Origin of the sequence: Rhodovulum adriaticum, from assembly GCF_004345735.1 — a bacterium.
In the GTDB taxonomy this organism is placed as follows: domain Bacteria; phylum Pseudomonadota; class Alphaproteobacteria; order Rhodobacterales; family Rhodobacteraceae; genus Rhodovulum; species Rhodovulum adriaticum.
Window position 1 is genome coordinate 54,640 of sequence record NZ_SLXL01000008.1, and the last position, 25,243, is coordinate 79,882.

Consider the following 25,243-nt stretch of genomic DNA (forward strand, 5'->3'; position numbering starts at 1 on the left):
GGACCATCCCATGGCCATGAAGATCGACAGCATGCTTTGCACCGCCTGCGGCGACTGCGAATCTGTCTGCCCCACCGGGGCGATCATCCCGCACAAGGGCGTCTACATGATCCAGGCGGACAAGTGTAACGAGTGCGAGCCGGACCATGACATGCCGCAATGCCTGACCGCCTGCATGGAAGACGGCTGCATCACCCCGGCCGACTGATGCCGGGGGCGGCCTGCCCCGCGGCGGACGGTCCCGGCGATCCGCGTGCCCTGCGCCAGACGCTCAGGGTGGCGGGGGTCGCGGACGGGCGCGTCCAGCTAGAGGCCGACCGCCTGTCGGGCTGCGCCCATTGCGCGGCCCGTGCGGGCTGTGGCACCGGGGCCTTGGCCGAATTGACGGGGGGCGGGCCGGTGCGGATCGACCTGCCTGGCCCCGCCAGCGTGCGGCCCGGCGATCATGTCGTCGTGTCGATGCCGGGCGGGGCGTTCCTGGGCGCGGCGGGGCTGGCCTATCTGCTGCCGCCCGCAGCCCTGGTGCTGGCCGCCGGGCTGTTCGCGGCGCTTGGGTTGCCTGATCTGATGGTCGCGGCGCTGTGCCTGCCGGTGCTGCTGCTGTCGCTGCTGCCCGCCCGCCGGGCGGATCGGCGCGGACGACTGGCCGCCGCCATGCGGATCGAAGAGGTCATTCCAGCCCCTGATCGGGGCGCGCCATGACCCGCACGCGCCGGCGGCAGGTGGGCGCCGGGCTGTCGGCGCTGGTCGCGATTCTGCTGCTGGTGACCGCCCAACACATGCGCCAGGCGCAGGTGCACCGCGAAACCCTGTATGTTTTCGGCACCCTGGTTGAAATCGAAATCCGTGGTGAGGCGCCCGAAACCGCCCGCGCCGCCACCGCCGCCGCCGGGCAATTGTTGCAGGAGTTGCACCGCGACTGGCACGCTTGGCAACCGGGCGGCACGCTGGGCGCGCTGAACGCTGCCATCGTGCAGGGCCGGGCGCTGCGCGTGGATGACCGTCTGGCTGCCGTTCTGCGCCGTGGCCGGGATTTGTCCTGCGCCAGCGGCGGGCTGTTCGACCCCGCGATCGGGCGGCTGGTCGGGCTGTGGGGCTTTCACGCTGACATGCCGCCCACCGGCGCGCCGCCGGAGCGGGCCGAAATTGCCGCGCTGCTGGCTGCGCGGCCCCGGATGACCGACCTGCGGCTGGACGGGCAAACCGTGCGATCCACGAACCCGGCGGTGCATCTGGACCTGGGCGGGTTCGCCAAGGGCGCGGCGCTGGACATGGTTGCCGCCGACCTGCGCGCGCGGGGCATCGCCAACGCGGTGCTGAATGCGGGCGGCGACGTGAACGTGATGGGCGCCCATGGCGACCGGCCCTGGCGCGTGGCGATCCGCGATCCCTTTGTCTGGGGGGCGGTCGCGGCGGTGTCGCTGGCACCCGGCGAGGTGCTGTATACCTCGGGCAATTACGAACGCTATTTTGAGCATGAGGGCGAGCGCTTTGCCCATATCCTCGATCCGCGCACGGGCTATCCGGTGCGTCAGATCGTGTCGGTGTCGGTGCTGGATACCGATGGCGCGCGCGCCGATGCCGCCGCCACCGCGCTGAGCGTGGCCGGCCCGCGCGACTGGCCCCGCGTCGCCGCGGCGATGGGGGTGTCCGCCGTGCTGATGATTACCGAAAGCGGCGCGCTGCTGGCCACGCCGGACATGGCGGCGCGGCTGGCCCCCGTGGGGGCAGAGCTGCCCGCGCCTTTGCAGATCGTCCCGTTGCCGCAGGCACAACCGGCCCTGGCCTGTGCGGGGCCGGGCGTGGGGCGTCAGGCGGCGCTGTAGGGGCTGGCGGCCTGCACCCACCAATGCGGGGCGGCGGGGGCGATGATGCGCGCGGCGGCCTCGGCCTGGGCGCGGGTTTCGTAAATTCCGAAACAGGTCGCCCCCGACCCAGACATGCGCGACAACAGGCAGCCCTCGGTCGCGGCGATGGCGTCCAGCACCTGGCGGATTTCCGGGGCCAGGCGGCGGGCGGGCGGTTCCAGGTCGTTGCGCTGTTCGGCCAGCCAATGCGCCATCGCGCCCGCGCTGGACCAGCCGGGCGGGTGCGGCAGGGGCGGGTTGTCCTTGCGTTCCAGCGCCTTGAACACGGCGGGGGTGGACACCTCTAGCCCGGGGTTGACCAGCAGCAGGCCCATCCGGTCGGGCAGGCGGGGGCCGTCCAGGATCTCTTCGCCGACGCCGCGCATGCGCACGGCGCGCGGGGCCAGGCAGACGGGGACATCCGCGCCCAGCGACAGCACCGCCTGCGCATCGGGCAGGGGCCGGTTCCACAGTTCCGACAGCCCGCGCAGCGCGGCGGCGGCATCCGACGATCCGCCGCCGATCCCGGCGGCTGCGGGCAAGTGTTTGTCCAGGGTGATTGCGGCCCCTTGCCCGTCCGGGAACAGATCGGCGGCCTTCAGCACCAGGTTGCGCCCGTCGGTCGGCACGCCCGCCGCGCGGGGGCCGGTGACAGTCAGCGACAGCCCGTCAGAGGGGGCCAGCGTCAGCCGGTCCCCCGCATCGGCAAAGATCACCAGGCTGTCCAGCAGGTGATAGCCATCGGCCCGCTGGCCGGTGACATGCAGGGTTAGGTTGATTTTCGCGGGGGCAAAGGCCTCAACCGTCATTGGCCGGCACCAGGGGCGGGGCCCCTTCCTCTTGCAGAACCTTGTCCAGCCCGACCTCCAGCTTGCGGCGGATGCGGGTTGCGTCCTCTTCCTCGGGTTCGAAGGACAGGGCGCGGCGCCATTGGAACTCGGCCTCCAGCCGGCGGCCCACGGCCCAGTAGACATCGCCCAGATGGTCGTTGATGATCGGGTCCACGGGCATCAGGGCGGCGGCGCGTTCCATGGGTTCCACCGCCTCGGCGTAGCGGCCCAGCCGGTAATAGACCCAGCCCAGGCTGTCCACGATATAGCCGTCGCGCGGGCGCGCCTCGACCGCTTGCTGGATCATGTCCAGCGCCTCGTCCAGGTTGGTTTCCATCTCGACGAAGGAATAGCCGAGGTAATTCAGCACTTGCGGCTGGCCGGGTTCCAGTTCCAGCGCCTGGCGGAAATCGGGTTCGGCGCGATCCCACTGGTCCAGCCGTTCATGGCAGATGCCCCGGGCGAAATAGGCGACCCACTGGTTCGTGCGCGGGGCATCGAACTGGGCGATCGCGCGGTCATAGGCCGGCAGCGCCTCTGCATAGCGTTCCTCGCCGCGCAGGATATCGCCCAGCGTCATGTGCACCGTCGCCACCTTTGGATAGCTGTCCGCCAGGTCGCCCAGCACGGCGACCGCGCCGTCGATATCGCCGGTGCGGCGCAGGGTCCGGGCGCGGCCCAGTTCGGCGGTCAGGAAGGTGGGGCTTTCAGGCGCCACGCTGGCATAGGTTTCGATTGCCAGTGCATATTGTTCCTGCGCCTCCAGCAGCTCGGCCGAGAGCAGCTTGTAATCGCCTTCGTCGGGGTCCAGGAATTCGGCCAGCCGGGTATGAACCAGCGTATAGCCGTCCGCCGCATCGCCGTTCAGCGCGCTTGCCACGGTGAAAAAGACCTCGGCCGCGCCCTGGGTGGCGTTGGTGATCAGGTCGAACGGCACCGTTTCGCCGTCCGACAGTTGCGTCCGCAGGCCGGTGATCTCGGGGTCGGCCTCGGGGCTGAACAGGGTGTCCAGCAATTCCAGCGCGTCGGCGTTGCGTTCCAGTTGGCTAAGCACCTGCACATGGGCCAGCGCGCCGCGCCGGGTCGCGCGCAAGGGGCCGCCTACCTCGCCCGAGAAGATGCCGTCGGCCCCCTCGAAATCGCCGACGGCGGCCCGGGCCAGCGCCTTGTGATACAGGCCAAAGGCACGCAGCCCGGCCCCCTGGGCCGCGGTATCGAACCGTTCCAGCGCCTCGGACATGCGGCCCTGGCCGAATTGCGCCCAGGCCGCGATCAGCCCGTTCATCAACGGCCCCGCGCCGCGCCCGGCGTGCAGGTCGGCCAGCGCCGCGTCGAAATCGGCGCGTTTCATCAGGTCGGCCAGCAGAACCAGGTTGGCGATCTGGCTTTGTGCGCCGGTGCTTTCCAGACGCCGGGCGATGGGAACGGCCTGGTCGATCTCGCCCAGTCCGACATGGGCCATCAGCGCGTTGTCCAGCAGCCTGGGATTGGCCGGTTCCAGCGCCAGCGCCCGGTCATAATAGGTGGCGGCCGCGCGATAGTCGCTGTTCAGGCTGGCATGGCGCGCCGCCAGGTAGGCGCCTGACAGACCCTCTTGCGCCCCGGCCGGGATCGCGGTCAGGGCAAGGGTCAGACCCATGGCGGCGCCTGCGGTCAGGCGCGAAATGATGGCGGCCAATGCAACACTCCCTTGATTTTCCAGCAAGGTAGAGCGGCCGGACGGGCAAGGCAATCCACGCGGCCCACCCCGCCCTGCAAATGCCCGCGCTATCGCGCGGATGTTACATATTGGGGTAGTTCGGCCCGTCACCCCCCTGCGGCGCCACCCAGGTGATGTTCTGGCTGGGATCCTTGATATCGCAGGTCTTGCAATGCACGCAGTTCTGGAAGTTGATGACGAATTTCGGGTCCTGGCCCGCTTCCTCGACCACCTCATAAACACCGGCGGGGCAATAGCGCTGCGCGGGTTCGGCATAGTCGGGCAGGTTCACCTTGACCGGCACGTCCGGGTCGGTCAGCCGCAGGTGGCAGGGCTGGCTTTCCTCATGGTTGGTAAAGGAAAACGCGACGTTGGTCAGCCGGTCGAAGCTGAGCTTGCCGTCCGGTTTCGGGTAGTCGATCTTCGGGTAATCCCTGGCCCTGCCGGTATGGGCGGCGTCCGTCTTTTCGTGGTGCAGCGTGCCCAGCGGGTTCCAGCCGGTCAGGTTGGCCACCCACATGTCAAAGCCCCCAAGCGCGGTGGCCAGCGTGGCGCCGTAATGGGACCATAGCGGTTTGACGTTGCGCACGCGTTTCAGATCCTTGGCGATCTCGCCCGAATGCAGGGCGGTGTCGTATTCCGCCAGCACGTCGCCGGCGCGGCCGGCCTTGATTGCCTCGACCGCGGCCTTGGCGGCCTCGATCCCCGACATCATGGCGTTGTGGTTGCCCTTGATCCGCGGCACGTTCACCAGCCCGGCCGAGCAGCCCAGCAGAACGCCCCCCGGGAACGCCACCTGCGGGATCGACTGATAACCGCCCTCGGAAATTGCCCGCGCGCCATAGGCCACGCGCTTGCCGCCCTCCAGCAGCTCGGCGACGATGGGGTGATGCTTGAACCGCTGGAATTCCATGTAGGGGTACAGGTGCGGGTTTTCGTAGTTCAGGTGCACCACGAACCCGATAAAGATCTGGTTGTTCTCGGCGTGGTAGATGAACGACCCGCCGCCGCCATTGCCGTTCAGCGGCCAGCCCATCGTGTGGGTAACGGTGCCCTCGCGGTGTTTGGCCGGGTCGATTTCCCAGACTTCTTTCATGCCGATGCCGAATTTCTGCGGATCGCGCCCCTCGGACAGGTCGAATTTCGCCATGACCTGTTTCGACAGGTGCCCGCGCACGCCCTCGGCCAGGAAGACATACTTGCCACGCAATTCCATGCCGGGTTCGTAATTCGGCCCCGGCGTGCCATCGGCGTTCCGGCCGAATTCACCGGCGATCACGCCCTTGACCGACCCGTCGTCGCCCCAGACCAGTTCCGAACAGGCCATGCCGGGAAAGATTTCCACGCCCAGCCCCTCTGCCTGTTCGGCCAGCCAGCGGCAGACATTGCCCATCGACACGATATACTTGCCGTGATTGTTCATCAGCGGGGGCGTCAGCCAGTTGGGAAAGCGGACCTTTCCCTGTTCGCCCAGGAAGTAGAAATTATCCTCTTTCACCGGGACGGTGACCGGGGCGCCGCGCTCTTTCCAGTCGGGGAACAGCGCGTCCAGCCCGATCGGGTCCAGCACCGCGCCCGACAGGATATGCGCGCCGACCTCTGACCCCTTTTCCAGCACGACGACATCCAGATCGGCATCCAGTTCCTTCAGCCGGATCGCCGCGGACAGGCCCGCAGGCCCCGCCCCCACGATCACGACGTCGTAGTCCATAGATTCCCGTTCGATCTCGGCCATGTGCTTACCCCTCTGGGCCGGCGCCATGCGCGGGCGGTCCGGCAATATGCTTCGCAAACCGTTATCGCAGCGCGCCCCCCAATTCAATTGCGACGCAACATCATTTCGCTGCAGGGCGGCATTGGGCAACGGAATTCACGGCGCGGACCGGCGGTTTCCCCCGTTGCGCCCGCTTGCAAAGGGGCGGCGAATTTGCTTGGGTCACTGGAACGAGCTTCCCCGAAAGACTGCGAGATATGGAAAAGATACCGATGACCCGCGCGGGCCATGCCGCGCTTGATGAGGAATTGAAGCAGCTCAAGTCCGTCGAGCGGCCCGCGGTGATCAAGTCGATCGCCGAGGCGCGCGAGCATGGCGACCTGTCGGAAAACGCCGAATACCACGCCGCCCGCGAAAAGCAGAGCTTCATCGAGGGCCGCATCAAGGAGCTGGAGGGCCTGCTGTCCCTGGCCGAGGTGATCGACCCCGCCAATCTGTCCGGCCCGATCAAGTTCGGCGCCACCGTGACCCTGGTGGACGAGGATACCGACGAGGAAAAGACCTATCAGATCGTGGGCGAGGCCGAGGCCGATATCGAAAAGGGGCTGCTGAACATCAAGTCGCCCCTGGCCCGCGCCCTGATCGGCAAGGAAGAGGGCGACAGCATCGAAGTGCGCACACCCGGTGGCGAACGCGGTTACGAGGTGCTGAAAATCCAGTATATCTGAGGCAGCAAGCAGCGGATGCGCAACGATGCCCCAGGACGAACGGCACACCCCGCTCAAGATCGGCGGCCTGCCCTCCATGCGGGGGCCGGACGGGATCGGCACGACGGATATCGTCGCGCTGGCGCTCAGCCTGATTTGGCTGGCGCTGGCGGGGATTTTCTTTGCCTATGCCCGCAGCGGACGGCTGGAACTGGGGCTTGATCCGCTCAGCTTTATCCTGGTGCTGTTGGCCCTGGTGATGCCGGTGGCGCTGATCTGGGTGGCGGCCTCTGCCGCCAAGAGCGCCCGAATCATGCGCGAGGAATCGGCCCGCCTGCAGGCGGCCATCGACGCGATGCGCCAGACCTACATCCAGCAGCAGCAAGGTGCTGGGATGGCTGTGCGCCCCACCGTCGAAAAGCGGCTGGAAGAGCTGGCCGAGGCCCAGCGGCGCACCGAGCAGGCCATTGCCAACGCCGCCGGGTTGCAGCCCGAGGGCCCCGCGCCCATGCCCGCACCGCAGGCGCCGCCCACCCCGGCCGCGGACGCCGATCAGCCCACGCTGGCGCTGGACACGCCGCAGGATCTGCACCCGCCACTGGAACCCGCCGAGTTCCTGCGCGCGCTGAATTTCCCCGAAACCGCCGAGGACCGCGAAGGGTTCCGCGCGCTGCGCCGCGCGCTGGAGGATCGCACCACCGGCAAGCTGGTGCGCGCGGCCCAGGACGTGCTGACCCTGCTCAGCCAGGACGGCATCTACATGGACGACCTGACCCCCGACCGCGCCCGCCCCGAGATCTGGCGCCGTTTCGCCGGGGGCGAGCGTGGCCCGGTCATCGCCGCGCTTGGGGGGGTGCGCGACCGCTCTTCGCTGGCGCTGACGGCGGGGCGGATGAAGCAGGATCCCATCTTTCGCGACGCGGCGCATCACTTCCTGCGCCAGTTCGACCGCGTCCTGACAGAGTTCGAGCCGGTCGCCACCGATCAGGATCTGTCCGATCTGGCCGACACCCGCACCGCGCGGGCCTTCATGCTGTTGGGCCGGGTGACGGGGATGTTCGGCTAAGCAGCGCGCGCAGTTCCTGGCTGCAGCTTGCGCCCAGGATCCAGCCTTCCTCGGTTATGCGGGTGTCGTCGGGTGTGGTGAATGCCCGGTCCAGCATTCCCGCCGCCTGTAGTCGGCCCATCGCGCGGGCCATCAGGCGCACTTGCGCGGCGTCGCGGATGGCGTCGGGGGCCATGGGCAGCATCGGGTCGATCAGCGCGGGGTAGATTTCCGCCGCCACCAACGGCGCGTCGGGCCGATCGAAGGGCCAGATTGCCAGATCGGTGCCAAACCGTTCGGCCAGCCGGTGCAGCATCGGCAGGCCCACCAGAACCTGGCTGCCGACCGCGCCCGTGGTGAACAGCTTCCATACGGGATGGGCGCGTGGCACGGCCTGCTCTGCCAGGCGCCGCTCGGTCATGCCGTGGCCCTGGCGCAGGCGCCCCCGTGCGGGCAGGTGGGGCAGGGACAGCCCCGGCGGGCACCCCCAGAACGGCCCCACGCCGGGAAAGCGTGCGTTGATCGCGTCGGCCACCGCGAAACGGGTGTTGGCGTTGTCCGGCCCGTCATGCAGATGCGCGGCCAGCCATGCCCAGACCGCCTGTGCGCGGCCCGTTCCCGTCAGCGCGGCGGCAAAGCCCGCCGGATAGCCAAAGGCGAAATCCAGCCCCAGCAGCACCCGCCGCCCCGTTGCGCGGCCCTCTGCCAGCAGGGCGGTCAACTGCGCCTCGGCCCTGGCGCGGGTGCGGTAATAGGTGACGGTTTCCTGCCCCTGCGCTGCCACGGCGATCCAGATGGCATCGGCCACCGGCCGCCTGGGCGAGGGGGCCGAGCGCGCGGACCAGTCCGCCATGACGATGGTGTCGAACCCCCTCATGCCCCGGCCAGGATGGCCCGCGCCGTGGCCAGATCGGCGGGCGTGTTGATGTTGAAGAACGGGTCCGGCACCCCGTCAAAGCGTACCCGCACCGCGCCGTGATCTGCCGCGAACAGTGCGGGGCGGCGCAGCCCCCCGGACAAGGCCGTGCGCAGGGGATCGCGCAACGCGACCGGCCACAGCCCGGCGGTGGGGTGCAGCCGCCTGCCGCTTTCGGCCAGGGCCAGCGGCGCATCGGCCATCCACAGCCGGTCCACCATGTCCAGCGGGGCAAAGGGGGTGTCGACCGCCACGGTTGCCAGCCAATCCGCCCCGCCGTCCGCCGCCCAGTCCAGCCCGGCCAGGATACCGGCCAGCGGTCCCTGTCCGCCGGGCGGCGGATCGGCCAGAACGGGCAGGCCCAGCCCGGCCAGCCGCGCCGGATCGCCGTTTGCAGCGATGGCCAGCGCGGCCACCTGCGGCCCCAGCCGCCCGGCCAGGCGGGCCGCCAGCGTCTGGCCGCCCAGCCGGATCAGCGCCTTGTCCGTGCCGCCCATGCGCCGCCCCTCGCCGCCTGCCAGAACCAGACCGAAAACCGTCACGCGCGCCCCTCCGATTTCCCGTTTGCATCCCCGGGGTCCAGGGCGTACCCCCGGACCAACCCCAGCCTAAAGGCCCAGCATGCCCGCCTCTACCGTCAAATCCGCCTATTGGACCGGCGTCCGTCACGGCGCACCCTTCCTGCTGGTGATCGTGCCCTTTGCGGTGCTGTTCGGTGTCGTGGGCACCGAGGCCGGCCTGAACCTGGCGCAGGTCATGGGCTTTTCGGTGCTGGTCATCGCGGGGGCGGCGCAATTTACCGCCGTGCAGATGATGTCGGACAACGCGCCGACGCTGATCGTGCTGGCCACGGCGCTGGCGGTGAACCTGCGCATGGCAATGTATTCGGCCTCGCTGACGCCCTATGTCGGGGACGCGCCGGTGTGGAAACGCGCGCTGGTGGCCTATTTCCTGGTGGACCAGACCTATGCCGTGGGCCACGCCCGGTTCGAGGCGCGGCCGGACATGACCCTGGCCGAGCGGTTGGCCTATCTTTTTGGCGTTATCACCCCGATCTGCCCGATGTGGTATGTGATGACGCTGGTCGGCGCGCTGGTGGGGCAGGAAATCCCGCCCGAATTTGCGCTGGATTTCGCGGTGCCGATCACCTTTCTGGCGATGGTCGCGCCCGCGTTGCGCACCGCGGCCCATGTCGCGGCGGCAGGCGTGTCGGTGGTGCTGGGGCTGGCGCTGGCCTTCATGCCCTACAATACCGGCCTGCTGGTCGCGGCGGTGGGTGCGATGGTCGTGGGCGCGCAGGTTGAACTGTGGCTGGGGCGGCGCGCATGAGCCAGAGCACGCTGGAAATCTGGGCGATCATCGCGGCCCTGGGTGTCGGCACCTTTCTGCTGCGGTTTTCGTTCCTTGGGATGATCGGCAACCGCAAGATGCCCGACTGGGTGCTGCGCCACCTGCGCTATACGCCCGTTGCGGTGCTGCCTGCGCTGGTCGCGCCCATGGTGGTCTGGCCCCAGGCCACGGGGGGCGATTTCGACCTGCCGCGGGTGCTGGCCGCGGCGGCGACGGTTCTGCTGGGATACCTGACGCGCAACGTTCTGGCCGCGATCGGGGCCGGGGCGGTCACGCTGTACGCGATGCTGTACCTGCTGGGTTAGCCCGCAGTGGCGGGCTGTGCCTCAAGGCGCGGCGCCGGTAGCGTATCCTGCCCCAGCATCGTCTTGTGGTCGTCGGGGTCGTCGTCATAGATCTTGCGCGTCTTGACCCCCGGGATCTGGCCAAAGCCGCGCATGATCACCTTGGGGCCGAAGCTTCGCGGAATGCTCTCGAAACCCGGCACCTGGCGCAGGACCGAACTGATGGACTGACCGCACATCGCCTTGGGCACGGCGCCGTTCTGCTCGATCAGGCGCAGGGCGCGTTCGGCGGTCTCGGGGCTGACCTCTACGGTCTGCATCACGACGTGGTAGGTTTCGCGCGCGTGGTAATCGATGAAGAAATCCAGCATCAGCGGCGTGATCCCGTAATGCACGTCGTTGCGTTCCGGTGCTGTGCGGTGCCACCAGCTGCCCGCCGGGTCGAAGATGACCCGTTGGCTGGCATTGACCATCAGCGCGGAATGCGCGCCCGCGTTGGACCTGTTGTTGACCATCGTGAACAGCGTGATCGAGGGCGGCTCGGGGCTGCGATAAACCGCGCGGGCGACGGCCTCGTCCGGGGCCCAGACGGGCTCGGCGGTGCAGGCGGCAAGGATCAGGGGCAGGGCTAGGGCGATCAGGAAACGGCGCATGTGAAAGGTCTCGGGCAGCTATCGGTGTCAGGTGGCGCCGGCACCACGCACCTGCCCCGAGGGATTGCCGCCCCCCGACGGCCGCCGCGCGCATCCGTCCCGGTTCCGTTCCCGCGAAAGCTAGTGCATCGCGGCGGGTCTGTCACGGATCTCGCGGTCATTGTCGGCCATCTGGTACAGCCATGCCCCATCGGCCCGCCGCCAGCGCCGTGCCTGCCCGGTCAGGAACAGGTGATTGACGTGGCCCACGGCCTCGACCAGGGCCAGGCCGTATTCGCCCTCTGCGATCTCGCGCTTGAACAGCGGCAGGAAACATTCGCAGGCGGTGCGGGGCTGGGCCAGATGGGCGCGCAGGCGGTCCAGCGCGCCGTGATGGTTATCGATCATCTGCTGCAGGCGCGTCGGCAGCCCGGTAAAGGGCAGCTTGTGGCCCGGCAGAACCAGGTGATCTTGGCGCGCATGGGCGGCCAGCCGGGTGCAACTGTCGATCCAGGCGGCGACGGGGTCGTTCAGCGGTTCGGTCGCGTAGACGCCCAGGTTGGGCGAAATCGAGGGCAGCAACTGATCGCCGCCGATGACCAGGGTGTCGTCCCTGCTCCACAGCGTGACGTGGTCGGGCGCGTGACCGTCGCCCAGCCGCACGTCCCAGTCGCGCCCGCCCGCGCGGATCACGTCGCCCTCGGCCAGGTTGCGGAACCCCAGCGGCATCGGCGCCACCGTATCGGCAAAGTTGAAGGGCCGTTCACTGGCCCGCCGTTCCAACAGCGCAGGATCCATGCCCGCCCCGCGATAATGGGCCAGGGTTTCCGGCGCCGGGCGATCCTGTTCGTCCAGTTGCAGCATTCGCGCGAACAGCCAGGCAGTGCGGCTGGTCCACAGCTCTGCCCCGTGTTCGGACTGGAACCAGCCGGCCAGGCCCACATGATCGGGGTGGTGGTGGGTGACGATCACGCGGTTCACGGGCCGCCCGCCCAGGGGCCCCGCCAGCAGCGTGGCCCAGATCGCCCGGCTGCGGCGCGAGGAAATGCCGGTATCGACCAGCGTCCAGCCGTCCCCGTCGTCCAGCGCGTAAACGTTGACATGGTCCAGCGCCATGGGCAGGGGCAGGCGCAGCCACAGCACGCCGGGGGCAATCTCGACTGCGCCATCGGGGTCGGGCGCCGTGTCAAAGGGATAGCGGATCGGGCCGCGGCTGCCGTCCATCATGCGGCGAAATCGTCGTCTGACAGGGCATAAAGCGCATCCGCCCCCGCCCGCGCCTGCGCCAGTGCCGCGGCATGTTCGGGCAGCAGCCGATCAACGAACACCCGCGCCAGGGCCGTGCGCGGCCCGGTGCCGCCCTCGGCCAGGGCGGCGGCCAGGTGCGCCTGCCCGCCCAGCACCCGCGCCCAGCCCCGCAAGAAGGGCACCGCCCCGGCAAACCGCTGGGTCATGTCCTGCGTCAGCATCCATTCGGTGGTTTCGCGCAGGGATTCGGCGGCGTCCCACACCCGCTCGGCCAGATCCGGCAGCAGGGGGCGGGCCTGTTCGGCGGTCTGCTCGACCTCGGCCAGCAGGCGCCAGGCGGCCTCTCCGCCGTCCATCAGCTTGCGGCCCGCCAGGTCCATCGCCTGGATGCCGTTGGTGCCCTCGTAGATCGCGGTGACCCGCACGTCGCGCAGGAACTGGGCGGCGCCGGTTTCCTCGATATAGCCCATGCCGCCCTGAACCTGCATCGCGGTCTGGGCGACCTCTATTCCGGTATCGGTGCCATAGGCCTTGGCGATCGGCGTCAGGAAGGCCGCGCGCGCCGCCCAGTCCGCCGCCCCCGTCGCGGCCTGCATGTCGATGGAGACCGCACAGGACAGGGCGATGGCGCGGGCGGCGAACACCTCTGCCCGCATGGTGGCCAGCATTCGGCGTACATCGGCGTGGTCTATGATGGCGCCGCTGCCGCCCTGCACCGGCGTCTTGCCCTGCACGCGGTCGCGGGCATGGGCCAGCGCATGGGTCAGCGCGGCCTGGGCCACGCCGATGCCCTGCATGCCCACCCCCAGGCGGGCATTGTTCATCATGGTGAACATCGCGGCCATGCCCTTGTTCGGCGCGCCGATCATCCAGCCGGTGGCGCCGTCATATTCCATCACCGCGGTCGGGCTGCCATGCAGGCCCATCTTGTGTTCCAGGCTGACCACGCGGACCCCGTTGCGCGCGCCGGGCGCGCCGTTTTCGTCGGGGATGTTGCGCGGCACCAGGAACAGGCTGATGCCCTTGGTCCCCGCCGGCGCGTCGGGCAGGCGGGCCAGCACCAGATGAACGACGTTGTCCAGGAAATCGCCGTCACCCCAGCTGATATAGATCTTTTGCCCCTTGATCGCGTAGGTGCCATCCCCGTTCGGCTGCGCGGTGGTGCGCAGGGCGCCCACATCGCTGCCGGCCTGCGGTTCGGTCAGGTTCATCGTGCCCGACCATTCGCCGGAAATCAGCCGGGGCAGGTACAGCGCCTGCAAATCCGCGCTGGCGTGGTGGGTCAGCGCCTCGATCGCGCCAAAGGTCAAGAGCGGGCACAGTTGCAGCGACAGGCAGGCGCCGCTGAGCATCTCGTTCACCGCCATGCCTAGGGTTTGCGGCAGGCCCATGCCGCCGTGATCGGGCGGGGCGGAAATCGCTGTCCAGCCGCCCTCGGCAATCGCGCGATACCCTTCGGCAAAACCGGGCGAGGTGTGCACCACGCCATTTTCCAGCCGCGCGGGGTGGGTGTCGCCAGACCGTTGCAGGGGCGACAGCACCTCTTCGCACAGCTTGCCGGCCTCTGTCAGGATCTGGGCGGTGGTGTCCGGCGTGGCCTCGGCAAAGCGGTCGGTTTGGGACAGTTGGTCGAACCCTACGACATGGGTCAGGATAAAGCGGATGTCGTCCACGGGCGCGCGATATGGCATGCTGTCCTCCCTCCGCGCGCCGCTTGTTCCCCGTGCGGCGCAGCGATATGTGTCCGGGGTCGTACTGGGAATGAGCCTAGCCGAGAGCCACGCCCCATCAAGGCAAAACGCAACGTCACCGGAGCCGCGCATGCCCGCAGAGATCCTGACGCCCGACCCGCCCGGGCTGGCCCGCGCCGCCGCGCATCTGCGGGGCGGGGGGCTGGTCGCCTTCCCGACGGAAACGGTTTACGGGCTGGGTGCGGATGCCACCGACGACCGCGCGGTGGCGGCGATTTTCCAGGCCAAGGGGCGGCCGCGTTTCAACCCGTTGATCGTGCACCTGCCCGACATGGACAGCGCCCGCCGCATCGCGCGGTTTTCGGTGGCCGCCGAACGGCTGGCCGATACGTTCTGGCCGGGGGCGCTGACGCTGGTGCTGCCGCTGCGCCCCGGCGCGGGCATTTCACCGCTGGTCACCGCCGGGCTGGACACGGTTGCGCTGCGCGTGCCCGATCACCCGGTGGCGCGCGGGCTGTTGGGCGAATTCGGCGGGCCGGTGGCCGCGCCCTCGGCCAACCCCTCGGGTGCGGTCAGCCCGACGCGGGCCGCCCATGTGATCGACGGGCTGGGCGATGCGATTGCCGCTGTGGTCGATGGCGGGGCCTGCCCGGTGGGGGTGGAATCCACGATCGTCGGGTTCGACCCCGCCCCCGTGCTGCTGCGCCCCGGCGGCCTGCCGGTCGAGGCGATCGAGGCGTGTTTGGGTGAGCGGTTGGGAACGGGCGGCAATACCGCCAAGCCCAATGCGCCGGGGCAGTTGTCATCGCACTATGCGCCGGGCGCGCGTGTGGTGCTGGACGCCGCGACCCCGCCCGAGGGCGCGATCTGGCTGGGCTTTGGCCCCGATTGTGCCGGGGCGGCGCTGAACCTGTCGCCCACCGGCGATTTGGTCGAGGCCGCGGCGAACCTGTTTCACGCCCTGCGCGCGCTGGATGTGCAGGCGGCACCGGGGCAGGTGATCGCCGTGGCGCCCGTCCCCGATCACGGGTTGGGCCGGGCGATCAACGATCGCCTGCGCCGGGCCGCCGCACCGCGCGGCTAGGCCGATCCCAGCCGCACCAGGTGGTTGTCCCAGGCGCGTTCGGCCACGGCCAGCGGGCGGGCGGCGTCGCGTGTGACGCGAACCAGCGCGCCCATGCCGTCGCTGGCCAGATAGCCGCCCGGCGCAGGGGCCAGTCCGCAGACATCGCCCCGCCGCACCGCGCCGATGAACGCCCCGTCCGGGGCAAAGCGGTGCACCCGCCCCCCGCGGGGCGAGGTGATCGCCACCTCTGACCCGTCGCCGGAAAAGGATACCGATCCGGCATAGCCCTGCATCGCCATCTGTTCGGCCAGGGGCGCCTGTGCCAGCACCGGCGCGCCTTGTCCCTGCCTGTGCAGGCCCAGCAGCGGCACCGGATCGGCCACATCGCCCTGCCACTGCATCGCAAAGGCCACCGTGCCGTCGCCGCGCAGGGACAGGTGCCGGATCGAATTCTTGTGCAGATCGGGGTCCAGTTCCACGACCTCCAGCACGCCTTGGGTGGGGTGCACATAGGCCAGGTTCGGGCGCATCGTGTCGATGTTCAGCTTGTCCCGGCCATGGGCGGGGTGGGTGCGGATGCCGCCATTGGCAATCGCCATCACATCGCCGCCGGGCAGGCGTTGCGCGTCATGGGGCCCCATGCCGCCGGATGGAATGTCGCCGATGCGCGCGTAACCTTCGTCGCGGGCCCACAGGCCCAGGCGGCCCTCGCCTGTCTGGAATCTGTTTTCGGGGGTGACCAGCACCGCGCCGCCGTGCACGAAACAGCCGTGGCCGTAGAAATGGTGGCCTTCGGGCGCGTTCAGCCGGGTCTGCACGTCGCCGGTCACGCAGTCGATCACCAGTGCATAGGTGCCGGGCCGCCGGGCAAAGGCCACGGCTTCTGGCCGGGTGGGGTGCGCGGCGGCGGCGTGGCCGCGGGCGGGCAGCGGGATACGGAACAGGTCGCGCCCGTCCGCGCCCAGCCCGAACAGGGCAAAGCCGCCGCCGGGTTCGCCTGCCGCGGCTAGGTAGGCGGGGCTGCCCGCGTCGGCCCAGCTTAGCGCCGGCAGGCTGCCCGCGGCCAAAAGGCTGGCCAGAAATCCGCGTCGTGTGGTCATGGCTCAGTCCCCATCCAGCGCGTTGAACCCGGCGCTGACGCCCAGCCGCGGGCCGATTTCGGCCCGGGCCGCGTCGCGGGCGGCGCGCACATGCTGTTGCAGGATTTCAACCCGCAGCCGCCCCTGCGGGTCGGCCACGCCCGCCAGCAGCGGGTCGTCCAGCGCGGCCGCCGTTTCCAGTGCCCGGTCAAAGGCCGCTGCCGTCTGCGGGGCGTCATCGTTGGCCAGGTGCATGGCAAGGTCGCGCAGGGCGGTCAGCGACAGGGTGATGTTGCGCAGGGGGCGGCCCGCGCGGCGGGCCTCTGCCCTGTTGGGGCGGGGGCGGTCGAACGTGCCCAGGGGGCGGTCCAGCCGCTGGTCGGCGGTGAATTCCAGCCCCGTGACCAGCGCGGTGAACAGCGCCTGCGCCCCCTCTTTTTCGCCGTGATAGACCGGGTTGCCCGGTGCGCCTGCGTTGCGCAGGGTGTCGGCGAACCCGTCGCGCCATTCCGTATCGATCCGGGCTGCCATGCGCGCCAGATCGGTGGCGATGGCGCGGGTCAGGGCGCAGGTGTAATCACCCGGCCCGTAGCCTGCGAAGTCGGGGTCGAACAACAGCCGCTCCAGCGCGAACAGCCCTCGGCCCGCAACCGACACCTCGGCAAAGCCTGCGGGATCGGTCACCACGGGGTCTTGGGCGGCAATCAAACGGCCCAGCGTGCGCGGCACCAGCCCGCGTGTATCGGGCCAAAAGGCAATGGCCAGTGCGCGGCCCTCTTCCTCGACCGGGCCAAGGCGCAGGTGGCTGACCCCCATCCAGGCGTCAAAAGCCGCCTGATAGGTAGGGCGCAGCGCATCCGGGGTGCAATCGCGCGCGGCGGCGGTCGCCAGATCGCCCGTCGCGGCGGCAAAACCGGCGTGGCCGGGCAGGATATGCCCGTCGATCACCGCCCCCACATCCGCATGGGCGCGGGGCGGCAGCAGCAGGGCAATCACGATGCCGATGGCAAGCAGGATCTGTTTCATAGCGACTCCAGGAACCGGATCAGCGCGTCGCGGTCGGCCTTGGGCATTTCGACCACGCGCTGTTTGGCGGCCTCGGCCTCGCCCCCGTGCCACAGGATGGCCTCCATCAACGAGCGGGCGCGCCCGTCATGCAGATAGTAGGTATGCCCGCTGACGGTTTCGGTCATGCCGATCCCCCACAGCGGCGCCGTGCGCCATTCGCGGCCATTGGCGCGCCCCTCGGGGCGGTTATCGGCCAGGCCCGGCCCCATGTCGTGCAACAGCATGTCGGTATAGGGCCAGATCAGTTGAAAGCTCTGCTCGGGCTGGCCGTCCAGCCGGTGGGTGACGAATTTCGGGCGGTGGCAGGCGGTGCATTGCGCCTCGTAGAACGCCTGCTTGCCGCGCAGCACGTCCGGGTCGTCCAGATCGCGGCGGGTCGGTACGGCCAGATTGCGCGAATAGAAGGTGACCAGATCCAGGCTTTCGCCCGAGATCTCGAACCCGTCGTCGCGGGCGGAATTGCCGTCGGGCGCGGCGCGGCAGTCGGTTTGTGCGGCGCTGCATTCGCCCCAGCCCGCGGGGAACAGCGGATTGGAAATGCCGATATCGCCGGCAAAGGCGCTGGCCGATTGTTCCTTGACCGTGGGCGCCCCGGCCTTCAGCCCGAAACGGCCCAGCATGGGTTGGCCGTATTCCACCGACCAGACGATCTGCGCCCGGCCGGAAATCCCGTCGCCATCGGCATCATCGGGATCTTCCCAGGCCAGGATATCGGCCTCTGGGATCGCCTCTAGCAGGCCCAGGCCGATCATCTGCGGTGCCACGCGGGGGCTGAGCATGGCGTCGGGGTGCAGCGGGCCATAGCCGGGATCGGCGGCGGTATAGGTGGGGCGGCGCATGGACACGGTTTCGCCCCCTGACAGCGGCACCTCGAATTCCTCGTAGCTCACCGAAAACCGCGCCTCGGCGGCGTGGCCGGGGATCGCGAAATCCTGGATCTGCCCGCCATAGACCGGATCGGGCCGGGTGCGCGGGGCGCCCGGGCCGTCCTTGGCGGCCAGGAATTCCTCGATCTCGGTCATCGCGTCCTGCGGCCCGGCGGGGACAGAAATGCGCAGGAACATCGACACGGCGCTGTCCTCTGCCCCCTCGGGCGGGTGGCCGCGCCCATCCTTGAGGTGGCAGCGCTGGCAGGAGCGTGCGTTATACAGCGGCCCCAGCCCGTCGGACGCCTGGGTGGAGGCCGGGGCCGACACCCAGACCTTCTTGAACAGCCCGTTACCCACCTTGAACATCAACTCCCGCTCGAACGGGACGTTGCCGGACACCTGCGAAAACGCATCCGGGGTGCGGCGCGCCCGCACGGTCGCGGCCCCGGCGGGCCGGCTTTCAAAGGGTTCGGGCGCGGTGAAATCGGTGGTGGGCGCGGTCACACGGGCGATGCGGGCGGCCTCTGCCCCGGTGCGGGGGATCAGCGGCAGGTGCGGTTCGCCCAGCGGGTCGGCCTGGGTGACGGTGGGCCAGGCCAGCGCAAGAGCGGCCAGGCCGCACGACAGGCGTCGGGTCATCAAGGGCTCCGGTGGGTTGGTGGGGCCGCGCGGCCGCGGCCCCCTTTGGGGTCAGTCCTCGGCCTCGCTGGCCGGTTTGGCGTTCAGCTGGCCATAGCGTTCGGCACCAAGGGAGCCGTACAGTTCCAGCTGCGTTTCGAGGAAGTCGATATGCCCCTCTTCGTCGGCAATCAGATCCTCGAACAGGTCCTTGGACACGAAATCGCCAACCTTGTCGCAGTGATTGCGCGCCTCGATATACAGGGTGCGCGCCTCATGCTCGGCGGCCAGGTCGCATTCCAGCGTTTCCTTGAGGGTCTGGCCGATGCGCAGCGGGTCCAGCTTTTGCAGGTTGGGGTGCCCCTCCAGGAAGATGATCCGCTCGATCAACTTGTCGGCGTGGTTCATCTCTTCGATGCTTTCCTTGCGCGAGACATCGGCCAGGTGGCCATAGCCCCAATCCTCTTGCAGGCGGTAGTGCAGCCAATACTGGCTGACTGCGGTCAGTTCGCTGCGCAGCGCCTTGTTGAGGTATTCGATGACTCCGGTATCGCCTTTCATTCGTCTCTTTCCTTTGTTGTCGCGTGGCGCAGGCCGCGCAATTGCATGGGGACCTCGAGACTGTCGCTTTTCCGCATCGTGTCGACAAAGAGCGGCAGGCATCCCCCACAATCGGAGGATTTGCCCAGGGCGCGAAAGATCTTGCCCGGGGTGATGATCGTCTCGGGGTCGGCGGCGCGCATCCATTCCATGGCACGCTGGATATCGGCATCTGTGATGGACATGCAGTGACAGACGATCATCTTGGCGCTCTTTCCTCAAGGGGCAGGCGGCGCCGGACACGCCCCCTGCCCAACATTTGCGCTATTGGAAAACGGCGTCGGGGTCGTCCAGACTGTCCGATCCTTCGACCGCGATACCGTCCAGGCCCAGGGCCGCAACCACCCGTTCGATGGACCGGGTCTGGGTCACCAGCGCATCCACCGCGCCCATGATCAGCCGTTCGCCCGCGTCGTTGCCGCGCGCCAGCATCATGTCATAGGCAAACCCGCCCTCGGCCGCCGCCTTGATCCCGGCAAGGGCGGTCATGCTGGCATCCAGATCGGCGCGCAGGCGTGCGTCCAGGTCCGGCGCGGTTTCGGCGGTCAGGTCGGACAGCGAGGGGCCGCTGACCAGGCTGCCGTCGATGCGGGTGTATTCGCCCAGGTAGACGTTTCTGATGCCCAACCCATCATAATAGTGGCTGTTATGGGTGTTGTCGGAAAAGCAGTCATGCTCTTCCTCGGGGTCGTTCAGCATCAGGCCCAGCTTCATCCGCTCGCCGGCCTGTTCGCCATAGGACAGGCTGCCCATGCCGGTCAGGATCGCGGTCAGCCCGGTGGTTTCATCCGTCATCACGGCGGTCCGCGCGGCGCCGCCCTCGGCCCATTGCGCGGCCATCCATTCCAGGTCGGACACCAGCAGGTCGGCTGCGGCGGTCAGGTAGTCCGCGCGCCGGTCGCAGGGCGCGTTGGTGCAGGCGTCGCCGTTGGCATAGTCTGTCCAGGGGCGGTTTCCCGCACCCGCATCGGTGCCGTTCAGATCCTGCCCCCACAGTAGAAACTCGATCGCGTGATAGCCGGTGGCGACATTGGCCTCGATCGCGTCGGCCTCGTGCAGGGTTTCGGCCAGCAGGGCAGGGGTGATGTCGGTGGCGTCGATATCCTGACCCGACAGGGTGAATTGCGTATTGGCGATCACGTTCAGCCCGCCCAGCGGGTTTTCATCCGTCGCCCCGCCGGTGCCCGGCGCGACATAGTCGATCAGCCCTTCGTCCAGCGGCCAGGCGTTCACCTTGCCTTCCCAGTCATCGACGATGGCATTGCCGAAGCGGAAGACCTCTGTCTGTTGATAGGGCACGCGCGCGGCGATCCAGGCGGCGCGCGCGTCGCTCAGCGCCTGGGCCGAGGGGGTTTCCACCAGCGTTTCGATGGCGGCCTGCAACCGCTTGGCGGCGATCAGGCTGTCGGCATAGCCCGCCTGCGCGATATCGGCATAGGTGTCCAGAACGGCGGCCCTGTCGGCGGCCATGGCCGGTGTGGCGCCCATCGGCAGGGCTGCCAGCACGGCAAGAATCGGTGCGCGTTTCATATCGTCTCCCATTCGGTCAATCGGCGGTCTGACCCGTTCCCAAAGGTCGCCCGCAGCAGAAAGCTGACTGAATTAGTAGGAGATGTAAAGCCTGATTGTTTTATTTGGTTTAATTGTAGCCCAATCCAGCCCACCCCTGCCCGCATCGTGTCGCCATGGCGCAAAACCGGGCAAGGGCGCGGCGAAACGCGCGCGCCGGGGGCTGTTCAAAAGGGGAATCAGGCGGTTGGCACACTGGCCCGGCGATCAGCGGATCGGCGGTGCCGGGTGCGAGGGCGCCGCAGCAGCGGTACCCGCAGACGCAATGACGGGCGGTGAATGCGCGATCAGCTGATCCGCGCGACCACGTAATCGGCCAGATCGTGCAGCATGTCGCGGATTTCGTGTTCGGGCAGGTGGGTCAGCGCCTCTTTCGCGCGGTTCGCCCAGGCCAGCGCCTCGTCCCGCGTGTCGTCGATCGCGCCGTGCCGGGCCATCAGGTCCAGGGCGTATTCCAGATCACCCTCGCGCTGGTCGCCCTTTTCGATCGTGCGGGCCCAGAAGGCACGCTCTTCGCCCTCGGCCTTGGCCACGGTCTTGATGATCGGCAGGGTCAGTTTCCGTTCGCGGAAATCGTCGCCGATATTCTTGCCGGTCTTGGCCGTGTCGCCGCTGACATCCAGCAGATCGTCCACGATCTGGAAGCTGACCCCAAGCGCGTCGCCATAGGTGTGCAGCGCGCGCTGCTGTTCCTCGGGCATGCCGGCGATCACGCCGCCAACCTCGGTCGCGGCGGCGAACAGGGCGGCGGTCTTGCCGCGCACCACCTTCAGGTAGATGTCTTCGGTCGTGGACAGGTCGCGCGCGGCGGTCAGTTGCAGCACCTCGCCCTCGGCGATCACTGCGGCGGCGTTCGACAGGATGTCCAGAACCTGCAGGTTGCCGGGCGCCACCATCAACTGGAAGGACCGCGCGAACAGGTAATCGCCGACCAGAACGCTGGACTTGTTGTCCCACAGCCGGTTCGCCGTGGGCCGGCCCCGGCGCTGGCCGCTTTCGTCCACCACGTCGTCATGCAGCAGGGTGGCGGTATGGATGAATTCCACCGTTGCGGCCAAATAGACGTGATACGGTCCGTCATAGCCGCACATCCGCGCCGCCGCGATGGTCAGCAGCGGGCGCAGCCGCTTGCCGCCGGCGCCCACCAGGTGGGCCGCGACCTCATCGATGCGGGGGGCGTATTCCGAGGTCATCCGCGTGCGGATCAGCTTGTCTACCTCGGCCATCTCTGCGGCGAGACACGCGCTCAGGCGCTCATGCGGTTTACGGATCGCCTCGTCCAAGCCCATCACGGCCTCGTCAGGTTGCTCGACATCGGGCGGCATCTGCCCTTAAGTCGCGGTCATGAAAGAACTCATCCGCACCAACGACCCGACGCTCATCGCCTTTGTCTCGGCGCTTCTTCAGGGGGAGGAGATAGACTGCTTTCCCATGGATGTCCACATGAGCGTGCTGGAAGGATCGATAGGCGTTTTGCCGCGCCGGATCATGGTGGCGGACCGCGATCTGTTCCGCGCCCGCGCCGTTCTGCGCGACAACGGGATCGAGGTCAGCGAGGGCCGTTAGCCATGTCCCAGACGCGTTGCGATGCCTTCCTGGGGGGGCGGTTGCGGATCGAACAGCCCGCGCGCGGCTATCGGTCTGGTATGGATGCGGTTTTGCTGGCCGCGGCCGTGCCCGCGCGGCCAGGGCAAAGCGTTCTGGAACTGGGCTGCGGGGCGGGTGTGGCCAGCCTGTGCCTGGGCGCGCGGGTGGCCGGGCTGGTGCAGACCGGGGTAGAGTTGCAGGACAGCTATGCCGCGCTGGCCCGGCGGAATGCGGCGGCCAACGGCATCGCGCTGGAGGTTCTGACCGCCGATCTGTCCGCGCCGCCGCCCGCCCTGCGCGCGCGCATCTACGATCACGTTTGCGCGAACCCACCCTATTTCCAACGCGACCGCGGGTCTGCGGCGCCCGACCCCGTGCGCGAGGCCGCACAGGGCGAGGCAACGCCGCTGGCCGCCTGGATCGACGCCGCCGCCCGGCGGCTGACCCCTGGCGGCTGGCTGACCCTGATCCAACGGGCCGAGCGGTTGCCAGACCTGCTGACCGCGCTGGATCGCCGCCTGGGCAGCGCGGAGATCCTTCCACTGTCCCCGCGCGCGGGCCGAACGGCCAAGCTGGTGCTGCTGCGCGCGCGCAAGGGCGGGCGCGGGGCCTTTCGCCTGCACGCGCCGCTGGTTCTGCATGCGGGCGAGCGGCACGAACGCGACGGCGACAGCTACACCCCCGCCCTGACGGCGGTGCTGCGGCAGGGCGCCGCGCTGCCCTGGCCAGCATGAAGGCGGGCGATAAGCGCGAATTCGTCGAATTCAAGACCGTGACACGACTCGGAATTCGTGCTGCACTGTAAACGTTGGATGACATCAAGAGAGGAGCTTTGGCCATGAATCTGGGTTCGCACCTGCAGGAACTCCGCCGGAAACACGAGGTTCTTTCGGAAAAGGTCGAAGCGGCACAGCGCATGCCCGCGACTGATCGCCTTCAGATCGCTGAACTCAAGAAACAGAAGCTTCGGATCAAGGAACAGATCGAACGGCTGTCTCAGGCCTGAGATCTGGCACCCGCGCTGGCCCGCGCGGCCAGCGCCGCCCCGCCGGTAATCAGCACCGCGGCGGCCAGCAGCATCGGCGTGGGTGCGGCAATACCCACGCCCACCAGGATCAGCGTGGATAGCAGCGGCGCGGCATAGCTGGCCGTCCCCAAAACCTGGATATCCCCGCGCTTTACCCCGATATCCCAGACGTAAAACGCCAGCCCGACCGGCCCCAGCCCCAGGGCCACCATGCTGGCCCAGGCCAACGGTGTCGTGGGCCACGCGGTCTGTTCCAACGCCAGGTGCAGCGGCAGCGACAGCGCGGCGCTGGCCAGGCAGAACACCGCAACGCTGGCCGTGGGAACGCTGCCCAATCGCCGCGACAGCACCGAGTAGCTGGACCATGTCAGCGCGCATAGCGCCGCCAGCCCATAGCCGGGCAGGGCCGCGCCGTCGAACCCGGTCGCGCCACGCGCCACGATCAGCGCCGCCCCGGTAAAGCCCAGAAGCGCGCCCAGAACATGACCCGCGCGCAACCGTTCGCCGGGCAACAGGCCGGAAAGCAGAACGATCAGCAGGGGCCACAGATAGGCGATCAACCCTGCCTCAGCCGCGGGGGCCAGGCGCAGGGCAGAGAAATACAGCGCGTGATAGCCGAACAGCCCCACCGTGCCAAAGGCATAGACCCGCAGCGGCACCGCGCGCAGCAGCCGCGCCTCGCCGGTGGCGATGACCCAGACAATCCCGATCGCCCCGCCGATGGCGAAACAGATGGCATTCAGTTGCAGCGGCGGCACGGGGGCAGAGCCCACGGTAAAGAGGGCGAGCAGCGCCCAAAGCAGGACGGCGGAAAATCCGATGGCTGTGGCGCGGGGGCGGGGCATGGCGCAGGCCATACGCCACGCGCGGCGCCCTGCCCAGAGCGTTTTTCCCGTGGAACGGTTCCGCCATGGGTATTTTCGCCAAGAAGAAGGACAAGGGCGCGCCTTTCCCCTTCTTCTTGGTCAAAATACCCAAGCGCGCAGCGCGCCCGCGGCACGCGGGCACAAAAAGGGCGGCCGCAGGGGCCGCCCTTGGGGTCGGATCGGATGCGCTCAGACGAAGAACTGGGCGCCGTTGGCCGAGATCGTCGAGCCGTTGATGAACGCGGCGTCGTCAGCGGCCAGGAAGACCACGCAGCGCGCGATTTCCTCGGGCTCGCCCAAGCGGCCGGTCGGGATCTGGGCAACGATCGATTCACGCACCTTTTCCGGCACGGCCATGACCATTTCCGTGGCGATATAGCCGGGGCAGATCGCGTTGGCGGTGATGCCCTTCTTGGCGCCTTCCTGGGCCAAGGATTTCACGATGCCCAGGTCGCCGGCCTTGGTGGCGGCATAGTTGACCTGGCCGAACTGGCCCTTCTGACCATTGATCGAGCTGATCACGATGATCCGGCCAAAGCCACGCTCGCGCATGCCGGGCCAGACCGGGTGCACGGTGTTGAAGACGCCGGTCAGGTTGGTGTCGATGACCTCTTGCCACTGTTCCGGGGTCATCTTGTGGAAGGGCGCGTCGCGGGTGATGCCGGCATTGGCGACCACCACGTCGATGGGGCCCAAGTCGGCCTCTACCTGGGCGATGCCGGCCTTGGACTGGTCGTAGTCGCCCACGTTCCACTTGTAGGTCTTGATGCCGGTTTCCGCGGTGAAGGCTGCGGCCTTTTCATCGTTGCCGGCATAGGTGGCGGCCACGTCGTAGCCGGCCTCTTTCAGCGCTTTCGAAATGGCCGCGCCGATGCCGCGGCTGCCGCCGGTGACGAGTGCAACTCTTGCCATGATTCCTCCGGGTAACAAA

At 68.6% G+C, this 25,243-nt stretch carries 27 protein-coding genes and 1 pseudogene; 11 read left to right on the forward strand and 17 right to left on the reverse strand.

The features are described 5' to 3' along the window. The first annotated feature begins 10 nt into the window (after positions 1–10). Genes EV656_RS11260 through EV656_RS11270 form a run of 3 tightly spaced genes read left to right on the forward strand, consistent with a single transcriptional unit; the run spans position 11 to position 1,826 of the window. Complete coding sequence (locus EV656_RS11260; protein WP_132603885.1) at positions 11–208, forward strand: 4Fe-4S binding protein; 198 nt, start codon at positions 11–13, stop codon at positions 206–208. Then, positions 160–702, forward strand: coding sequence for a SoxR reducing system RseC family protein (locus tag EV656_RS11265; protein WP_243695702.1), 543 nt, complete (start codon positions 160–162; stop codon positions 700–702). Before EV656_RS11260 ends, EV656_RS11265 begins: the two co-directional genes overlap by 49 nt. Beyond that, on the forward strand, positions 699–1,826 hold the full coding sequence (locus EV656_RS11270) for an FAD:protein FMN transferase (RefSeq protein ID WP_132603888.1): 1,128 nt from the start codon (positions 699–701) through the stop codon (positions 1,824–1,826). Before EV656_RS11265 ends, EV656_RS11270 begins: the two co-directional genes overlap by 4 nt. Here EV656_RS11270 and EV656_RS11275 read toward each other — a convergent pair. From EV656_RS11275 to EV656_RS11285, 3 genes are all read right to left on the reverse strand, one after another. Continuing rightward, positions 1,811–2,656, reverse strand: coding sequence for a 4-(cytidine 5'-diphospho)-2-C-methyl-D-erythritol kinase (locus EV656_RS11275; protein ID WP_132603891.1), 846 nt, complete (start codon positions 2,654–2,656; stop codon positions 1,811–1,813). The genes EV656_RS11270 and EV656_RS11275 overlap by 16 nt on opposite strands. Then, positions 2,646–4,355, reverse strand: coding sequence for a tetratricopeptide repeat protein (locus EV656_RS11280; protein ID WP_306666780.1), 1,710 nt, complete (start codon positions 4,353–4,355; stop codon positions 2,646–2,648). The genes EV656_RS11275 and EV656_RS11280 overlap by 11 nt, the downstream gene beginning before the upstream one ends. Before the next feature lie 103 nt (positions 4,356–4,458). After that, positions 4,459–6,111, reverse strand: a complete 1,653-nt coding sequence (locus EV656_RS11285) for an electron transfer flavoprotein-ubiquinone oxidoreductase (RefSeq protein ID WP_132603894.1) — start codon at positions 6,109–6,111, stop codon at positions 4,459–4,461. A gap of 236 nt (positions 6,112–6,347) precedes the next feature. Here EV656_RS11285 and greA point away from each other — a divergent pair, with 236 nt between their 5' ends. Then, a complete protein-coding gene (greA, locus tag EV656_RS11290) occupies positions 6,348–6,818 on the forward strand; it encodes a transcription elongation factor GreA (RefSeq protein WP_132603897.1) in 471 nt (156 codons plus the stop codon). Between the two features lie 25 nt (positions 6,819–6,843). Further along, positions 6,844–7,863, forward strand: coding sequence for a hypothetical protein (locus EV656_RS11295; protein ID WP_306666781.1), 1,020 nt, complete (start codon positions 6,844–6,846; stop codon positions 7,861–7,863). Here the strand turns inward: EV656_RS11295 and EV656_RS11300 are convergent. After that, positions 7,826–8,719, reverse strand: a complete 894-nt coding sequence (locus EV656_RS11300; RefSeq protein WP_132603900.1) for a molybdopterin guanine dinucleotide synthesis — start codon at positions 8,717–8,719, stop codon at positions 7,826–7,828. The genes EV656_RS11295 and EV656_RS11300 overlap by 38 nt on opposite strands. Then, a complete protein-coding gene (gene mobA, locus EV656_RS11305) occupies positions 8,716–9,300 on the reverse strand; it encodes a molybdenum cofactor guanylyltransferase MobA (RefSeq protein WP_132603903.1) in 585 nt (194 codons plus the stop codon). The genes EV656_RS11300 and mobA overlap by 4 nt, the downstream gene beginning before the upstream one ends. Before the next feature lie 79 nt (positions 9,301–9,379). Here mobA and EV656_RS11310 point away from each other — a divergent pair, with 79 nt between their 5' ends. Next, on the forward strand, positions 9,380–10,087 hold the full coding sequence (locus EV656_RS11310) for an AzlC family ABC transporter permease (RefSeq protein ID WP_132603906.1): 708 nt from the start codon (positions 9,380–9,382) through the stop codon (positions 10,085–10,087). Continuing rightward, positions 10,084–10,413, forward strand: a complete 330-nt coding sequence (locus EV656_RS11315) for an AzlD domain-containing protein (protein ID WP_132603909.1) — start codon at positions 10,084–10,086, stop codon at positions 10,411–10,413. The genes EV656_RS11310 and EV656_RS11315 overlap by 4 nt, the downstream gene beginning before the upstream one ends. Here the strand turns inward: EV656_RS11315 and EV656_RS11320 are convergent. From EV656_RS11320 to EV656_RS11330, 3 genes are all read right to left on the reverse strand, one after another. Further along, the gene (locus tag EV656_RS11320) at positions 10,410–11,045 is read right to left on the reverse strand and encodes a hypothetical protein (protein ID WP_132603912.1); all 636 of its coding nucleotides are present in this window, start codon (positions 11,043–11,045) and stop codon (positions 10,410–10,412) included. The two genes, EV656_RS11315 and EV656_RS11320, sit on opposite strands and share 4 nt — an antisense overlap. A 120-nt stretch (positions 11,046–11,165) precedes the next feature. Next, a complete protein-coding gene (locus EV656_RS11325) occupies positions 11,166–12,248 on the reverse strand; it encodes an MBL fold metallo-hydrolase (RefSeq protein WP_132604110.1) in 1,083 nt (360 codons plus the stop codon). Further along, positions 12,248–13,963: an acyl-CoA dehydrogenase gene (locus tag EV656_RS11330; protein ID WP_132603915.1), complete on the reverse strand. Its 1,716-nt coding sequence runs from the start codon at positions 13,961–13,963 to the stop codon at positions 12,248–12,250. The genes EV656_RS11325 and EV656_RS11330 overlap by 1 nt, the downstream gene beginning before the upstream one ends. Before the next feature lie 130 nt (positions 13,964–14,093). On the opposite strand from EV656_RS11330, the gene EV656_RS11335 reads away from it, so the two are divergent. Beyond that, complete coding sequence (locus tag EV656_RS11335; RefSeq protein WP_132603918.1) at positions 14,094–15,047, forward strand: L-threonylcarbamoyladenylate synthase; 954 nt, start codon at positions 14,094–14,096, stop codon at positions 15,045–15,047. Here EV656_RS11335 and EV656_RS11340 read toward each other — a convergent pair. The 7 genes and pseudogenes from EV656_RS11340 to EV656_RS11370 form a co-directional block, all read right to left on the reverse strand. Beyond that, positions 15,044–16,129 (reverse strand): DUF1513 domain-containing protein, encoded by a 1,086-nt coding sequence (locus EV656_RS11340; protein ID WP_132603921.1) that lies wholly within the window; start codon positions 16,127–16,129, stop codon positions 15,044–15,046. The two genes, EV656_RS11335 and EV656_RS11340, sit on opposite strands and share 4 nt — an antisense overlap. A gap of 3 nt (positions 16,130–16,132) precedes the next feature. Next, positions 16,133–17,134: an imelysin family protein gene (locus tag EV656_RS11345; protein WP_132603924.1), complete on the reverse strand. Its 1,002-nt coding sequence runs from the start codon at positions 17,132–17,134 to the stop codon at positions 16,133–16,135. Further along, a complete protein-coding gene (locus EV656_RS11350) occupies positions 17,131–18,684 on the reverse strand; it encodes a di-heme oxidoreductase family protein (RefSeq protein WP_132603927.1) in 1,554 nt (517 codons plus the stop codon). Before EV656_RS11350 ends, EV656_RS11345 begins: the two co-directional genes overlap by 4 nt. A 51-nt stretch (positions 18,685–18,735) precedes the next feature. Beyond that, a complete protein-coding gene (gene bfr, locus EV656_RS11355; protein WP_132603930.1) occupies positions 18,736–19,224 on the reverse strand; it encodes a bacterioferritin in 489 nt (162 codons plus the stop codon). 17 nt (positions 19,225–19,241) lie between these two features. After that, positions 19,242–19,466, reverse strand: a pseudogene (locus EV656_RS11360) ((2Fe-2S)-binding protein); the annotation flags it as partial. A 61-nt stretch (positions 19,467–19,527) separates the two neighbouring features. Then, on the reverse strand, positions 19,528–20,793 hold the full coding sequence (locus EV656_RS11365; RefSeq protein ID WP_132603936.1) for an imelysin family protein: 1,266 nt from the start codon (positions 20,791–20,793) through the stop codon (positions 19,528–19,530). A 326-nt stretch (positions 20,794–21,119) separates the two neighbouring features. Further along, a complete protein-coding gene (locus EV656_RS11370; RefSeq protein WP_132604113.1) occupies positions 21,120–22,121 on the reverse strand; it encodes a polyprenyl synthetase family protein in 1,002 nt (333 codons plus the stop codon). 55 nt (positions 22,122–22,176) lie between these two features. On the opposite strand from EV656_RS11370, the gene EV656_RS11375 reads away from it, so the two are divergent. From EV656_RS11375 to EV656_RS11385, 3 genes are all read left to right on the forward strand, one after another. Further along, complete coding sequence (locus EV656_RS11375) at positions 22,177–22,398, forward strand: putative signal transducing protein (protein ID WP_132603939.1); 222 nt, start codon at positions 22,177–22,179, stop codon at positions 22,396–22,398. Positions 22,399–22,400: 2 nt separating this feature from the next. After that, positions 22,401–23,153, forward strand: a complete 753-nt coding sequence (locus EV656_RS11380; RefSeq protein ID WP_132603942.1) for a tRNA1(Val) (adenine(37)-N6)-methyltransferase — start codon at positions 22,401–22,403, stop codon at positions 23,151–23,153. A gap of 104 nt (positions 23,154–23,257) precedes the next feature. Continuing rightward, positions 23,258–23,425, forward strand: coding sequence for a YdcH family protein (locus EV656_RS11385; protein WP_132604116.1), 168 nt, complete (start codon positions 23,258–23,260; stop codon positions 23,423–23,425). Here EV656_RS11385 and yddG read toward each other — a convergent pair. Both yddG and phbB read right to left on the reverse strand, forming a co-directional pair. Beyond that, positions 23,416–24,291, reverse strand: a complete 876-nt coding sequence (gene yddG / locus EV656_RS11390; protein WP_132603945.1) for an aromatic amino acid exporter YddG — start codon at positions 24,289–24,291, stop codon at positions 23,416–23,418. The genes EV656_RS11385 and yddG overlap by 10 nt on opposite strands. A gap of 210 nt (positions 24,292–24,501) precedes the next feature. Then, positions 24,502–25,224, reverse strand: coding sequence for an acetoacetyl-CoA reductase (gene phbB / locus EV656_RS11395; protein WP_132603948.1), 723 nt, complete (start codon positions 25,222–25,224; stop codon positions 24,502–24,504). Positions 25,225–25,243 lie beyond the last annotated feature (19 nt).

What these genes read in the sequence shown, in the direction of transcription:
- EV656_RS11365 (WP_132603936.1), bottom strand. Translation starts at nt 20,793, where the DNA reads ATGAAACGCGCACCGATTCTTGCCGTGCTGGCAGCCCTGCCGATGGGC.
- phbB (WP_132603948.1), bottom strand. Translation starts at nt 25,224, where the DNA reads ATGGCAAGAGTTGCACTCGTCACCGGCGGCAGCCGCGGCATCGGCGCG.
- EV656_RS11285 (WP_132603894.1), bottom strand. Translation starts at nt 6,111, where the DNA reads ATGGCCGAGATCGAACGGGAATCTATGGACTACGACGTCGTGATCGTG.
- yddG (WP_132603945.1), bottom strand. Translation starts at nt 24,291, where the DNA reads ATGCCCCGCCCCCGCGCCACAGCCATCGGATTTTCCGCCGTCCTGCTT.
- EV656_RS11315 (WP_132603909.1), top strand. Translation starts at nt 10,084, where the DNA reads ATGAGCCAGAGCACGCTGGAAATCTGGGCGATCATCGCGGCCCTGGGT.
- EV656_RS11380 (WP_132603942.1), top strand. Translation starts at nt 22,401, where the DNA reads ATGTCCCAGACGCGTTGCGATGCCTTCCTGGGGGGGCGGTTGCGGATC.
- EV656_RS11350 (WP_132603927.1), bottom strand. Translation starts at nt 18,684, where the DNA reads ATGACCCGACGCCTGTCGTGCGGCCTGGCCGCTCTTGCGCTGGCCTGG.
- EV656_RS11385 (WP_132604116.1), top strand. Translation starts at nt 23,258, where the DNA reads ATGAATCTGGGTTCGCACCTGCAGGAACTCCGCCGGAAACACGAGGTT.
- bfr (WP_132603930.1), bottom strand. Translation starts at nt 19,224, where the DNA reads ATGAAAGGCGATACCGGAGTCATCGAATACCTCAACAAGGCGCTGCGC.
- EV656_RS11260 (WP_132603885.1), top strand. Translation starts at nt 11, where the DNA reads ATGGCCATGAAGATCGACAGCATGCTTTGCACCGCCTGCGGCGACTGC.
- EV656_RS11265 (WP_243695702.1), top strand. Translation starts at nt 160, where the DNA reads ATGCCTGACCGCCTGCATGGAAGACGGCTGCATCACCCCGGCCGACTG.
- EV656_RS11275 (WP_132603891.1), bottom strand. Translation starts at nt 2,656, where the DNA reads ATGACGGTTGAGGCCTTTGCCCCCGCGAAAATCAACCTAACCCTGCAT.
- EV656_RS11335 (WP_132603918.1), top strand. Translation starts at nt 14,094, where the DNA reads ATGCCCGCAGAGATCCTGACGCCCGACCCGCCCGGGCTGGCCCGCGCC.
- EV656_RS11295 (WP_306666781.1), top strand. Translation starts at nt 6,844, where the DNA reads ATGCCCCAGGACGAACGGCACACCCCGCTCAAGATCGGCGGCCTGCCC.
- EV656_RS11310 (WP_132603906.1), top strand. Translation starts at nt 9,380, where the DNA reads ATGCCCGCCTCTACCGTCAAATCCGCCTATTGGACCGGCGTCCGTCAC.
- EV656_RS11270 (WP_132603888.1), top strand. Translation starts at nt 699, where the DNA reads ATGACCCGCACGCGCCGGCGGCAGGTGGGCGCCGGGCTGTCGGCGCTG.
- EV656_RS11325 (WP_132604110.1), bottom strand. Translation starts at nt 12,248, where the DNA reads ATGGACGGCAGCCGCGGCCCGATCCGCTATCCCTTTGACACGGCGCCC.
- EV656_RS11375 (WP_132603939.1), top strand. Translation starts at nt 22,177, where the DNA reads ATGAAAGAACTCATCCGCACCAACGACCCGACGCTCATCGCCTTTGTC.
- EV656_RS11345 (WP_132603924.1), bottom strand. Translation starts at nt 17,134, where the DNA reads ATGAAACAGATCCTGCTTGCCATCGGCATCGTGATTGCCCTGCTGCTG.
- EV656_RS11330 (WP_132603915.1), bottom strand. Translation starts at nt 13,963, where the DNA reads ATGCCATATCGCGCGCCCGTGGACGACATCCGCTTTATCCTGACCCAT.
- EV656_RS11300 (WP_132603900.1), bottom strand. Translation starts at nt 8,719, where the DNA reads ATGAGGGGGTTCGACACCATCGTCATGGCGGACTGGTCCGCGCGCTCG.
- EV656_RS11320 (WP_132603912.1), bottom strand. Translation starts at nt 11,045, where the DNA reads ATGCGCCGTTTCCTGATCGCCCTAGCCCTGCCCCTGATCCTTGCCGCC.
- EV656_RS11340 (WP_132603921.1), bottom strand. Translation starts at nt 16,129, where the DNA reads ATGACCACACGACGCGGATTTCTGGCCAGCCTTTTGGCCGCGGGCAGC.
- greA (WP_132603897.1), top strand. Translation starts at nt 6,348, where the DNA reads ATGGAAAAGATACCGATGACCCGCGCGGGCCATGCCGCGCTTGATGAG.
- EV656_RS11370 (WP_132604113.1), bottom strand. Translation starts at nt 22,121, where the DNA reads ATGGGCTTGGACGAGGCGATCCGTAAACCGCATGAGCGCCTGAGCGCG.